8 protein-coding genes are annotated in these 13,581 nt (G+C 67.4%); all 8 read right to left on the reverse strand.

The genetic code is table 11. The features are described from left to right. Window positions 1–113 precede the first annotated feature (113 nt). Window positions 114–1,565, reverse strand: coding sequence for a glutamate synthase subunit beta (locus tag MVF76_RS08145; RefSeq protein WP_297528312.1), 1,452 nt, complete (start codon window positions 1,563–1,565; stop codon window positions 114–116). A 6-nt stretch (window positions 1,566–1,571) separates the two neighbouring features. Then, window positions 1,572–6,209 (reverse strand): glutamate synthase large subunit, encoded by a 4,638-nt coding sequence (gltB, locus tag MVF76_RS08150; protein WP_297528313.1) that lies wholly within the window; start codon window positions 6,207–6,209, stop codon window positions 1,572–1,574. Window positions 6,210–6,536: 327 nt separating this feature from the next. After that, window positions 6,537–8,126: an AAA family ATPase gene (locus MVF76_RS08155; RefSeq protein ID WP_297528314.1), complete on the reverse strand. Its 1,590-nt coding sequence runs from the start codon at window positions 8,124–8,126 to the stop codon at window positions 6,537–6,539. Further along, window positions 8,123–8,374 (reverse strand): WGR domain-containing protein, encoded by a 252-nt coding sequence (locus MVF76_RS08160; protein WP_297528315.1) that lies wholly within the window; start codon window positions 8,372–8,374, stop codon window positions 8,123–8,125. Before MVF76_RS08160 ends, MVF76_RS08155 begins: the two co-directional genes overlap by 4 nt. Before the next feature lie 73 nt (window positions 8,375–8,447). Further along, window positions 8,448–9,599, reverse strand: a complete 1,152-nt coding sequence (locus MVF76_RS08165) for a deoxyguanosinetriphosphate triphosphohydrolase (protein ID WP_317622952.1) — start codon at window positions 9,597–9,599, stop codon at window positions 8,448–8,450. Window positions 9,600–9,631: 32 nt separating this feature from the next. After that, entirely contained in the window at window positions 9,632–10,717 is a 1,086-nt protein-coding gene (gene aroB, locus MVF76_RS08170; protein WP_297528317.1) for a 3-dehydroquinate synthase, read from the reverse strand. Window positions 10,718–10,830: 113 nt separating this feature from the next. After that, window positions 10,831–11,373: a shikimate kinase AroK gene (gene aroK / locus MVF76_RS08175; RefSeq protein WP_297528318.1), complete on the reverse strand. Its 543-nt coding sequence runs from the start codon at window positions 11,371–11,373 to the stop codon at window positions 10,831–10,833. Between the two features lie 42 nt (window positions 11,374–11,415). Further along, window positions 11,416–13,569: a type IV pilus secretin PilQ gene (pilQ, locus tag MVF76_RS08180; RefSeq protein WP_297528319.1), complete on the reverse strand. Its 2,154-nt coding sequence runs from the start codon at window positions 13,567–13,569 to the stop codon at window positions 11,416–11,418. Between the last annotated feature and the right edge of the window lie 12 nt (window positions 13,570–13,581).

Consider the following 13,581-nt stretch of genomic DNA (forward strand, 5'->3'; position numbering starts at 1 on the left):
CCGGCAGTTCAACGCAATGGCGCAAAGCAGTAAAGCATGTGACATCATGATTCCTTTGTGCTCTTGGCGCCTTTGCGTCACCGCGTCGGGCATTCGGCAGCGGGGCTGTCCTGCTATCGCGGCAGTTCCGAGCTGCCCATCAGGTATTCGTCGATGGCGCGCGCGCACTGCCGCCCCTCGCGAATGGCCCAGACCACCAGCGACTGGCCACGGCGCATGTCGCCGGCGGCGAACACCTTGTCCAGGGACGTGCGGTAGGCCGTCGGGCCTTCGGTGTCGCCGCGGACGTTGCCGCGGGCGTCGTATTCCACGCCGAGATCGTCCAGCAGACCCTCGTGCACCGGATGGACGAAGCCCATGGCGAGCAGTACCAGCTCGGCCTTGAGCACGAATTCGGAATCCGGTACCTCTTTCATCTTCCAGGCGCCATGTTCGTCCCTGTGCCATTCCACGCGGGCGCACCGCACGCCGGTCACCTGGCCGTTCTCGCCCAGGAATTCCTTGGTGGTCACGGCCCACATGCGCTCGCAGCCTTCCTCGTGGGAAGTCGAGGTCCGCAGCTTGTTCGGCCACTCCGGCCAGGTCAGCAGCTTGTCTTCCTTTTCCGGCGGTTTGGGCAGGATTTCCAGCTGGGTGACCGAGCGCGCGCCCTGGCGATTGGAAGTGCCGATGCAGTCGGAACCGGTGTCGCCGCCGCCGATGACCACCACATCCTTGCCGGTCGCCAGGATGGCCTGATCCTCGGGGATGGCGTCGCCAGCCACGCGCCGGTTCTGCTGGGGCAGAAACTCCATGGCGAAGTGCACGCCCTTGAGATCGCGTCCCGGCACCGGCAGATCGCGCGGCTTCTCCGAGCCGCCGGTCAGGGCGATGGCATCGAAGCCGTCCAGCAGCTCGCGCGCGGGCAGGTCGACGCCGACATGGGTGTTGGGCCGGAACTCGATGCCTTCGGCGGCCATCTGTTCCATGCGCCGGTCGATCAACCATTTCTCCATCTTGAAGTCGGGAATGCCGTAGCGCAGCAGGCCGCCGATGCGGTCGTTCTTTTCGAACAGGGTGACTTCGTGGCCGACACGCGCCAGTTGCTGGGCACAGGCCAGTCCCGCGGGACCGGAACCGACCACGGCGACCTTCTTGCCGGTCTTGTGTGCCGGCGGCTGCGGCGCCACCCAACCCTCCTCGAAGGCGCGATCGATGATGGCGCATTCGATGGACTTGATGGTGACCGGCTCGTCCTGCAGGTTCAGGGTGCAGGATTCCTGGCAGGGCGCGGGGCAGATGCGGCCGGTGAACTCGGGGAAGTTGTTGGTCGAGTGCAGCACCTCGATGGCATCGCGCCAGTCGCCGCGCCAGACCAGGTCGTTCCAGTCCGGAATGATGTTGTTGACCGGGCAGCCCTGGTGGCAGAAGGGAATGCCGCAGTCCATGCAGCGGCCGCCCTGGCGCCGGAGTTCCTCCTCCGGCAGCGGGATCACGAATTCCCTGTAGTGCTTCAGGCGTTCCTCGACCGGCGCGTAGCCGCGGTCATGGCGGGGAAACTCGAGAAATCCGGTTGGCTTGCCCATGGACTCTTACCTTCCTCCGGACGCGGCCAGTTCCGCGTTCCTGGACTGTTGCATCTCTTCCAGCGCACGGCGGTAGTCCACCGGCATCACCTTGACGAACTTCGGCAGGTACTCGGCCCAGTTGTCGAGTATGTCGCGGGCGACGCTGCTGTTGGTGTAGTGCAGGTGACGTTCGATCAGGCCGCGCAGGCGCTGGGCATCGTAACGGGTGAGATCCTTGCGGATATCCACCAGGCCGTGGGTCTCCAGGTCGCCACCCTCGTGGGCCAGCTCCTCGAGCAGCTCGTCTTCCTCGGGCACCGGTTCCAGTTCGACCATGGCCAGGTTGCAGCGGCTGCGGAAGTCGCCGTCGCGGTCCAGCACATAGGCGATCCCTCCCGACATGCCCGCGGCGAAGTTGCGCCCGGTCGGGCCCAGCACCACCACCACGCCGCCGGTCATGTATTCGCAGCCGTGGTCGCCCACGCCCTCGACCACCGCGGTGGCGCCCGAGTTGCGGACGGCGAAGCGCTCGCCCGCCACGCCGCGGAAGAAGCATTCGCCGGAGATGGCCCCGTAGAGCACGGTGTTGCCGACGATGATGTTGTGCTCGGGGACGATCGGGCAGTCCGCCGGCGGGTAGGCGACGATGCGGCCGCCGGAGAGGCCCTTGCCGACGTAGTCGTTGCCCTCGCCTTCCAGCTCCAGGGTCACGCCGTGTGCCAGCCAGGCGCCGAAGGACTGGCCGGCCACACCCTTGAGCCTGATGTGGATGGTGTCCTCGGGCAGACCCTCGTGGCCATAACGCTCGGCCACCCGCCCGGAGAGCATGGCGCCCACCGAGCGGTTGGTGTTCTTCACCGCTGTTTCGATCTTCACCGGTTCGCCACGTTCCAGGGCTGGCGTTGCCTGTTCGATCAGACGATTGTCCAGCGCCTTGTCGAGACCGTGGTCCTGCGCCTCGCAGTTGTGGAGTTTCTCGCCCGGCGCGGTTTCCGGCATGTGCAGGATGCGCGAATAGTCGAGGCCCCTCGCCTTCCAGTGGTCGATGGCCTTGCACATGTCCAGCCGGTCCATGCGTCCGACCATTTCGTCGAAGGTACGGAAACCCAGCTGTGCCATCAGCTGGCGTACTTCTTCGGCAACGAAGAAGAAGTAATTGACCACGTGCTCGGGCTTGCCGACGAAGCGCTTGCGCAGCTCCGGATCCTGTGTGGCCACGCCCACCGGGCAGGTGTTCAGGTGGCACTTGCGCATCATGATGCAGCCCTCCACGATCAGCGGCGCGGTGGCGAAGCCGAATTCGTCGGCGCCGAGCAGGGCGCCCACCACCACGTCGCGGCCGGTGCGCAGGCCGCCGTCCACCTGCACCGCGATGCGTGTACGCAGCTTGTTGAGCACCAGCGTCTGGTGGGTCTCGGCCAGGCCGATTTCCCAGGGGCTGCCGGCATGCTTGATGGAGGTCAGCGGGCTGGCGCCGGTGCCGCCATCGTAGCCGGCGATGGTGACGTGATCGGCGTGCGCCTTGGATACGCCCGCAGCCACGGTACCGACGCCGACCTCGGACACCAGCTTGACGCTGATGCGGGCCCGCGGGTTGACGTTCTTGAGGTCGTGGATGAGCTGCGCCAGGTCCTCGATGGAATAGATGTCGTGGTGCGGCGGCGGCGAGATCAGGCCGACACCGGGCGTGGAATGGCGCACCCTGGCGATCCACTCGTTCACCTTGTGCCCGGGGAGCTGGCCGCCCTCGCCGGGCTTGGCACCCTGTGCCATCTTGATCTGGATGTCGTCGGCGTTGACCAGATATTCGGTGGTCACTCCGAAACGGCCCGAGGCCACCTGCTTGATGGCCGAGCGCATGGAATCGCCATTCTCCAGCGGCTTGAACCGCGACGGCTCCTCGCCGCCCTCGCCGGTGTTGGACTTGCCGCCGATGCGGTTCATGGCAATGGCCAGCGTGGTGTGCGCCTCCCAGGAGATGGAGCCGAAAGACATGGCGCCGGTGGCGAAGCGCTTGACGATCTCGCTGGCCGGTTCGACCTCCTCGATCGGGATCGGCTGCTCGGCAAAGCGGAACTCGAACAGGCCGCGCAGGGTCATGGCCTCGCGGCACTGGCGGTTCACGATCTCGGTGAACTCGGCAAAGGTGCGCGCATCATTGGCGCGGGTGGCATGCTGGAGCTTGCCGATGGTCTCCGGCGTCCAGACGTGGCCGTCGCCGCGCACCCGGTAGGCATACTCGCCGCCCACGTCCAGGGCATTGGCGTAGATGGGGTTGTCGCCGTAGGCGTCACGGTGCCAGCGCACCGCTTCCTCGGCGACCTCGGGCAGGCCCGCGCCCTCGATCATGCTGGCGGTGCCGGTGAAGTAGCGGTCCACGAAGGACTGCTTCAGGCCCACGGCATCGAAGATCTGGGCGCCGCAGTAGGACTGGTAGGTGGAAATGCCCATTTTGGACATCACCTTGAGAATGCCCTTGCCGATGGCCTTGATGTAGCGCTGGTGCGCCTCCTTCTCGTCCACTTCCTCCGGGAACTCGTCCATCATGCTGGAGATGGTTTCGAAGGCGAGATAGGGGTTGATGGCCTCGGCGCCATAGCCTGCCAGCACGCAAAAGTGATGCACCTCGCGCGCCGCGCCCGTCTCCACAACCAGGCCGACCTCGGTCCGCAGTCCGGCGCGGACCAGGTGATGGTGTACCGCGGAGGTCGCCAGCAGTGCGGGTATGGGGATGCGCTGGGCGGACACGCCGCGATCGGAGAGGATGAGGATGTTGTAGCCCTCGCGGACCGCCTTTTCCGCATCCCCGCACAGCGTATCCAGTGCCTCTTCCATGCCGGCGGCGCCCAGGTCGGCGGCGTAGCAGATGTCCAGGGTGCAGGTGCGGAAGGCGCCATCGGTGGACTTCTCGATGTTGCGGATGCGCTCCAGGTCCTTGTTGGTGAGGATGGGCTGGGCCACCTCCAGACGCATGTGACCACCACCGCTGTCGAGATCCAGCAGATTGGGGCGCGGCCCGATCAGCGACACCAGCGACATCACCAGCTCCTCGCGGATGGGGTCGATCGGCGGGTTGGTGACCTGGGCGAAGTTCTGCTTGAAGTAGTTGAACAGCGGCTTGGGCTTGTTCGACAACACCGCAGGCGGGTTGTCCGCGCCCATGGAGCCGATGGCCTCCTGGCCGGTGACGGCCATCGGCTTCATCAGTACCCGCAGGTCTTCCTGGGTATAGCCGAAGGCCTGCTGGCGATCGAGCAGGGTGGCCGGGTCGCCGCCATCGGGTTCCACCGCGGTGGGCAGGTTCTTGAGATGGATCTGGGTGCGGTCCAGCCAGTCCTGGTAGGGCTGGCGGGTGGCCAGCTGTTCCTTGATTTCGGCATCGTCGATGATGCGGCCCTCGGCCATGTCGATCAGGAACATCTTGCCGGGCTGCAGCCGCCACTTCTTGACGATCCTGTGGTCGGGGATGTCCAGCACGCCCATTTCCGAGGCCATCACCACCAGATCGTCGTCGGTGATCAGGTAACGTGCCGGGCGCAGGCCATTGCGGTCGAGGGTGGCGCCGATCTGGGTGCCGTCGGTGAAGGCGACGGCCGCGGGGCCGTCCCAAGGCTCCATGAGGGCGGCGTGATACTCATAGAAGGCACGGCGTTTCTCGTCCATCAGCGGATTGCCGGCCCAGGCCTCCGGAATCAGCATCATCATGGCATGGGCCAGCGAGTAGCCGCCCATTACCAGCAGTTCCAGGGCATTGTCGAAGGCTGCGGAATCGCTGGCGCCCTCGGGGATCAGCGGCCAGACCTTGTCCAGGTCCTCGCCCAGCAGTTCCGACGCCATGGCGTGGCGGCGGGCGCGCATCCAGTTCACGTTGCCGCGCAGGGTGTTGATCTCGCCGTTGTGGGCGATCATTCGGAACGGGTGCGCGAGGTCCCAGGACGGGAAGGTGTTGGTGGAGAAGCGCTGGTGCACCAGGGCCAGCGCCGAGACCAGGCGCTCGTCCTTGAGGTCGGGGTAGTAGGCGTCGACCTGATTGGCCAGCAGCATGCCCTTGTAGACCAGGGTGCGGCTGGAGAAGGAGGGCACGTAGAACTGATCGCGGCCCGCCCAGTCCGAGGCCTCGACCTGGTTCTCCACACGCTTGCGGATCACGAACAGCTTGCGCTCGAAGCCGGCGTTGTCCTCGACCGCCGGGCCGGGCGCCACGAACACCTGGCGCACCACCGGTTCCAGCGGCTTGACCGATTCGCCCAGGCAGCCGGCATCGGTGGGCACGTCGCGCCAGCCCAGCAGGGTTTGGCCTTCCTCGGCGATGGTCTCCTCGATCAGGGCCTCGCAGGCGGCGCGGGTGCGGGGATCGCGCGGCAGGAAGATCATGCCGACGCCATACTGGCCGGCCTCGGGCAGGTCCAGCCCCGCGGCCGCGCATTCCTCGCGCAGGAAGGCATCGGGGATCTGCATCAGGATACCGGCGCCGTCGCCGGCGAGAGGGTCGGCGCCCACGGCCCCGCGGTGGGTCAGGTTGGACAGGATCTGCAGCCCCTGGCGAACGATGGCGTGACTCTTCTCGCCCTTGATGTGGGCGACGAAGCCGACCCCGCAGGCATCGTGCTCGTTGATCGGGTCGTACAGCCCCTGTTTGGGCGGCAAGGCACCACGACTCATGGTCGAACCTCTCGTAACTGATCGAAAATCCAGCCCGCATATCGCGCCAGGGCGGCAGCGGACGGCAGGTAACCTGTTGTGCCGGAGGGCGATGAACCGGATTCCAGTCACGTCCTGCGGGGCACGGTTTGTGACCGCCCGCATCCCCTGGTGCAACAATGCGGGTCGGTGTTCCGCGGCGGGGCGAGACCGGTGTGCGGACCGGGCGTGACAGACGGGTGGTCCCCGGGCGGTCGGCAAGTATAGCGCCGCCCCGGGGGCGGTTCAATTGGCCCTGCCCAAATGGGAGGGGCCAGAAGCATCTGAAATAAAGCCTGTTTCCGGCCTTCAGTCGGCAGCGATCGCGGCCTGGACCTCGCCCATGCGGCGTGGCCAGGGCTGCCCCTTGCGCACGGCCGCCGGCAGTCGGGCAATGGCGGCCCGGGCCGCGGCCCGGTCGGGGAAGCTGCCGTGGATGGCGACATACCAGTCGCCACCCTTGTAGCGGCTGTGCAGCACGCCGGTCCGCGGGTCGTCGGCCAGGCCGTGGCGGCGCAGGAAGGCTTGCGCCGAGGTCGCCTCGCGCACGCCGAGCAGTTGCAGGGTCCAGTGGTCTGCCGGCTGGGCCTTCACCCAGGCCAGGAAGGGATCCTCGGGCGGGGTGGTCGGTGGGGGTGACGGTTTTCCCGGGGCCGGGGACGCTTCCGCGGTTGCCTCGGGCGGTTCCGATGCCGGGGCCGAGGCAGACGCCTCCGGCCGCGGCGTGGTCGCCTGCGCGGAGAGCGCGGGTGCAGTGTCCGGTTCAGCGGCGTGCGGTGCCTTGTTGGGGGGTGGCTGTTCCCCGGCAACTGTCCCGCTCGCCTGCCGGGGCGCCACGGTTTCGGTCGCAACCGGTGGCCCGGGGGCCGCGGTCGCTTCGGCGGCGGCCGGCGCTTCCTCCTGCGTCGGGCCGGTTTCGGCAACGGTTTCCGGGGGCGCGGGCGTTGCCGTCCCGGAAGGCGCCTGCGCCGCGGGCGGGGGCAGCGTCAGTTCCACCAGCGGTGGTTCGCCCTCGTCCGAACCCGAGCTGAACAGGGTCCAGGCCACGACCAGCGCCAGTGCCAGGGCGCTGCCCCCCAGCAGCCAGCGCCGTTTTTGCACTCGCCCGGCCGGGGTGCCCGGCATGGCCGTCACCCGCTGGGCGCGTTCGTCCAGGGTCTGCCGGGCCAGCCGGTTGAGGGCACCCGGACGGCCCTCGGCGCGCTTGTGCATGGCGCGCACCTCGGTGGCGCTGAAGGGGCTGTCGCCTGAGTAGCCGGCGATTGCCAGCCGGTACATCAGGTAGGCCGCGCTCTGCTGGGCGTCGAAGGGGGCGATGTCCAGCCGGTGCACCAGCGGATCGCGGGCCGGGTTGAGGCCCAGCTTCAGCAGCCGCTGGTCGAGGCCGGGCTCGGCGAACAGCAGCATGCGCAGGGCCTGTACCGTCTGTCGGGGTGACTCGCCCAGCCCCAGCAGGGCCTGAACGGCCTCGTCACTCATGGCCTGGGCGTCGTCGATCACCAGTACCGCCAGCCGGCCGTCCTGCTGTAGCGCCTCGCCGCGGCGCAGGGCCTGCAGCGCAAGCTCGTCGGCGTCCAGTTCGGCGTCCAGTCCCAGGCAGGCGGCGAGGCGCTGGCGCACGTCATCCGTGCTGGCGAGTTCGTTGCCGGAGAGCATGCAGACCAGCCAGCTCTCGGGGGCGCGCAGCCGGAACTGGCGCGCCAGCGTGGTCTTGCCCGCCCCCTGCGGCGCATGGATCAGCAGGAGCTGGTCGCTGAACTGGGTGAGATGGGCGAGCAGATCCAGCCGCTGCATCAGCGCCGGATCGGCATAGAAAAAGGCATCGGCAACGCCCTCGGCGAAGGGTTCCTGTGCGAGGCCGAGGGCCGCCTGATAGCCGTTGTCGCCGCTGTCGTTCATGGCTGCTCCTGGCCCTGTACGAACACGACCCGGTAGCCGCGTCGCAACTGGTCGTCCCGTACCCGCATCAGTGCCGCCTCGGCCGATTCCCGGTCGGGAAAGTGCTCCTTCAGCAGGCGTCCGCCGGCACCCTGATGACCCCATTCGCGCACCAGCGTCCAGCCCTCCAGCAGGTCTTCCTGCAGGTGCAGGTGATAGTAGCGGGGCGCGCTGCCGTCGCTCGCCGGGATCTGCATGTAGATGCGCATGGGGGCAAGATACAAGAGACAAGATGCAACAGACAAGGAACTGCTTGTTTTGCCTGTATCTTGTGTCTCCCGATCATGTCAGCTCGCGCGGATTGTAGACGCGCTCGTACTCGGCGATGGCATAGCGGTCGGTCATGCCCGCGACATAGTCGGCCACGGCACGGGCGCGGCCGGCCTCGCCCAGCGTCTCGCCCAGCCGGCGGGCATGCGCGCGGGCCTCGTCGGGGAGCAGGCGGATGTCCTCGAAGAAGGCTTCGAACAGGGCGCGGATGACGCGCGCGGCCTTGGCGCTCATCCGATGGACGCGGTAATGACGATAGAGGTGCTCGCGCAGGAAACGCTTGAGCTCGAGGTTCTGGCGCCGCATGTCCTCGGAGAAGCGGATCAGGGGTGCCTCGTGACGACGTACGGCCTCGATGTCCGCGGGCTGTGCTGCGTCGAGGGCCGCCTGGCTGGTCTCGATCAGGTCGATGACCTGGCGGTTGATCATGCGCCGGACCACCTCGTGGATGGCGCGACGTTCGGGCAGGTCGGGATAGCTGCCGCGGACTTCCTCGAACAGGGCGCGGAACAGCTCGATGTCATCAAGTTGCTCCAGCGTGATCAGTTCCGCGCGCAGGCCGTCGTCCACGTCGTGACTGTTGTAGGCGATCTCGTCGGCAAGATTGGTGAGCTGGGCTTCGAGGCCGGGCTGCTCCCGTTTCAGGAAACGTTCACCCACATCGCCCAGTTCCCGGGCCTTGGGCAGCGAGCAATGCTTGAGAATGCCCTCGCGGGTTTCGAAGGTGAGGTTGAGTCCGCGGAAGGCGGCATAGCGTTCCTCGAGTTCGTCCACCACCCGCAGTGACTGCAGGTTGTGCTCGAAGCCACCGAAGTCCTTCATGCAGGCGTTCAGCGCATCCTGGCCGGCATGACCGAAGGGCGTATGGCCCAGGTCGTGCGCCAGGGCGATGGCCTCGGTGAGATCCTCGTTGAGGCGCAGGGCGCGGGCGATGGAGCGCGCGATCTGGGCGACTTCGATGGAATGGGTGAGACGGGTGCGGAACAGGTCGCCCTCGTGGTTGACGAAGACCTGGGTCTTGTATTCCAGGCGCCGGAAGGCGGCGGAATGGATGATGCGGTCGCGGTCGCGCTGGTACTCGCCGCGATAGCGCGGGCCGGGTTCGGCGTGGCGGCGGCCACGCGAACCGGCATCAGTGGCGGCGTAGGGGGCCAGGTCCGGCATGGGCATGCCCTTGCTGCCTGATCGGGGCCGGCTCAGTCACCGCCGGCCGCCTCGTCGAGAACGGCTCGCAGCGCGGCGGGATCGAAGTCGTCGGTGACGACCGCGTGCCCGATGCCGCGCAGCAGCACCAGCCGCAGCCCGCCGTCAAGCACCTTCTTGTCCACCGCCATCAATTCCAGGAAACGATCGCTGTCGAGGTCGGCCGGCGGGCGGGTGGGCAGCGCGGCGGCCTCGAGCAGCCGCGCGATGCGTTCGACCTCGGCCTGCTCCAGCCAGCCCAGTCGCGCCGACAGGCGCGCGGCCAGCAGCATGCCCACTGCGACCGCCTCGCCATGCAGCCAGCGCCCATAGCCGGTCGCCGTCTCGATGGCGTGACCGAAGGTGTGGCCCAGGTTGAGCAGGGCACGGCTGCCGGCCTCGCGCTCGTCCTCGGCGACGACCTCGGCCTTGTTACGGCAGGAGCGCTCGATGGCCTCGGCCAGCGCCGCCGGTTTGCGCGCAGTGAGTTCGGCCATGTGCTGCTCGAGCCAGTCGAAGAACCCGGCGTCGCGGATCAGGCCATACTTGATGACCTCGGCGATGCCGGCGGCCAGCTGGCGGTCGTCGAGGGTATTGAGGGTGTCGGTGTCGGCGATGACGCAGTTGGGCTGGTGAAAGGCGCCGATCATGTTCTTGCCCAGCGGGTGATTCACGCCGGTCTTGCCGCCGACCGAGGAATCGACCTGGGCCAGCAGCGTGGTCGGGATCTGGATGAAATCCACGCCGCGCTGGTAGCAGGCCGCGGCAAAGCCGGTGATGTCGCCGACCACCCCGCCGCCCAGCGCCACCAGGGTGCAGCGGCGGTTGAAGCGTGCCTCGAGCAGGGCGTCGAATATCCGGTTCAGGATCTCGAGGTTCTTGTAGACTTCGCCGTCGGGCAGGATGACGCTTTCGGTGCGGAAGCCCCCGAGCGCGGCCAGCACCGGCTCCAGGTACAGCGGGGCGACCGTCTCGTTGCTGACCACCATCACCTGTTTGCCCCTGATGTGGGGCGCGATCAGGTCCGCGCGGCCCAGCAGGCCGGCACCGATGTGAATGGGGTAGCTGCGTTCGCCGAGTTCGACGCGGAGGGTCTTCATGCTGTTCGATGGCCGCCGGATTGCGGCAGGGTCGCCCTTGCTGACTGTGGCGCCCACTATAAATGACGGCGTGGCCGGGGGCCAGATGCCCGCCGATGTGCCCGCTTCGCGGGTCAGACGTGGGCCGGTCCCACACCGGGCTGGCGTTCCAGCCGACGAATGATCCGGCGCACCACATCCTTGACCGTGCAGCCATCGGTCTCGACGACCAGGTCGGAGATCTCGCGGTACAGCGGCTCGCGGACCTGCATCAGGGCTTCGAGGCGTGCCCGCGGATCCTCCGTCTGCAACAAGGGGCGCTTGCGGTCATGCGCGGTGCGCGCGAGTTGCTGGTCGACCGAGGTCTTCAGGTAGATCACGGTGCCGCGGCCGCCCAGGTGATGGCGATTGGCCTCGCGCAGCACGGCGCCGCCGCCGGTGGCGAGGACGATGTCGGGACGTGAGCTGAGTTCGGCGATCACGTCCTGCTCGCGGTCGCGGAAGCCTTCCTCGCCCTCGAGCTCGAAGATCAGGGGAATGTCGACGCCGGTACGGGCCTCGATCTCGCGGTCGCTGTCGACGAAGGTCTTGCCCAGGCTGCGCGCCAGCTGGCGGCCGATGGTGGATTTGCCGGCGCCCATGGGTCCGACCAGAAAAACACTGCCCGGCACTTTCATGCCGGGCAGTATTGCCGGATCGGGCGGCGCTGGCAAGCAGGTTCAGTTGATGGCCAGGCTTTCCTTGACGATCTTGGGTGTGACGAAGATCAGCAGTTCGGACTTGTCATTGACGTCCCGGGTCTGGCGGAAGATGCGCCCGATGCCCGGCAGATCGCCGAACAGCGGGATCTTGTCGGTTTCGTTGCTGCGGGTGTGCTCGTAGATGCCACCCAGTACGACCGTCTCGCCATTGTCGACCAGGACCTGGGTTTCGACCGAGCGTGTATTGATGGAGGGTACGCCGGCAAACACCTCGCCCACATTGTCCTTGCTCACCCTGAGATCCATGATGATGCGGTCGTCCGGGGTGATCTGTGGCGTCACGCGCAGCGCGAGCACGGCCTCCTTGAACTGGACCGCAGTCGCGCCGCTGGAAGCCGCCTGCAGATAGGGGATCTCCACGCCGGAGCGAATGACGGCCTCCTTCTGGTTGGAGGTGATCACCCGCGGGCTGGAGATGACTTCGCCACGGCCTTCGGCCTGCATGGCGGAGAGTTCGAGGCGCAGGAACTCGCGGCCGAGGCGGCCGATCAGGAAGTTGACCGCGCCCATGGGCTTGTTCACCCGCAGGTCGGTGGTCAGGGCCTCCACCGGCGGATCGGAGTCGGCAGGATTGGCGATGAAGGTGCCATAGACGCCGCTCTGGGCCAGGTCGCCTTCGAGGCCGCCGCCAAGGATGCTGGTGGTGGTGTTCGAACTCTCGGTCTTGCCGATGCCGAAGCGGGCGCCGAGATCCTTGGCGAAGTCGTCGTTGGCGATGACGATGCGGGACTCGATCAGTACCTGGCGCACCGGGATGTCCAGCCGGGTGACCAGGCGGCGGATCTCTTCCAGCTTGTCCGCGGTGTCCTGCACCAGCAATGTATTGGTGCGCTGGTCGATGCTCACCGAGCCGCGCTCGGACAGCAGCGCCTGGCCACCCTCGCTGCCCTGCAGCAGGGCGGCGATGTCCGCGGCCTTGGCATAGTTGACCTGGATATACTCGGAGTACAGCGGTGCCAGTTCCTCGATCTGCTTCTGGGCCTCCAGCTCGAGTTTCTCGCGCGCAGCGATCTCCTCGCTGGGCGCGACCAGCATGACGTCGCCGTTCTTGCGCATGGCCAGGCCCTTGGTCTTGAGGATGATGTCCAGGGCCTGGTCCCAGGGCACGTTCTGCAGCCGCAGGGTCAGGTTGCCGGACACGGTGTCGCTGACCACGATGTTGGTGCCGGTGAAGTCGGCGATGAGCTGGAGAACCGAGCGGACTTCGATGTCCTGGAAGTTGAGCGACAGCCGCTCGCCGGTGTAGCCGATCTTCTCGCGCTTGCGGGCCTCGAGTTCCTCCTTGGTCGTTTCGCGGATCTCCACCGTGAACAGGTCATCGGTCTGGTAGGCGACATGGTCGTAGTCGCCATGGGCGGAGATCACCATGTGTACCTTGTTGCCACTGGGCGATATGTCGATGGTCTCGACGGGGGTGGCGAAGTCCATGACATCCAGGCGGCGGGCCATGGCTTCGGGCAATCGGGCATCGTAGAAGTCGACCACCACGCGGGCGCCTTCCTGGCGCATGTCCACGGCGGTGGAGGGGTCGGACAGCTTGACGATCACCCGGCCCTCACCATTGGGTCCACGGCGGAAGTCGATGTTCTCGATGGCCCGGCCGGAGGCGGCGGTGTCGGGGCTTGCGGCCGGTGCCGGTGCGCTGCTCGGGGCGGGCGCGGCGGCGGCCTGGGCGCCCGCGGCCACGGCGGCCGGATCCTGCAGCGTCAGCACGATGCGGTTGCCCTCGACGCGGGTGGTGTAGGGGGCCATCTGCACCAGGTTCAGTACCACGCGGGTGCGGCCCTGGGCCTCGATCGCGGTCAGGCTCTTGGCCAGGCCCACGCCGATGGTCTGGGTGCGCTGCTTGAGGCCGTTATGGGTGCCGGGCAGGTCCAGCGCAATGCGCGCCGGGTTGTCGATGGTGAAACTGAGCGGTTCCGGGGCGGGCTCGGCCAGGGTCAGGACCACCTGCACCTTGTTGCCGGGCAGGGTGCCGACGTCGACGCTCTCCAGCCGGTTGCCGTCGGCGGCCTGGGCCGCGGTGGCCAGCAGCGCCAGCAGGCCGATCCAGGCGCCGGCGAGGCTGCACGGCAGCCGGTTACGAATGTGGGCGATGTACGTACCGATCATTGTCTGCTTCCC

The sequence above is a fragment of the Thiohalobacter sp. genome, assembly GCF_027000115.1.
In the GTDB taxonomy this organism is placed as follows: domain Bacteria; phylum Pseudomonadota; class Gammaproteobacteria; order Thiohalobacterales; family Thiohalobacteraceae; genus JALTON01.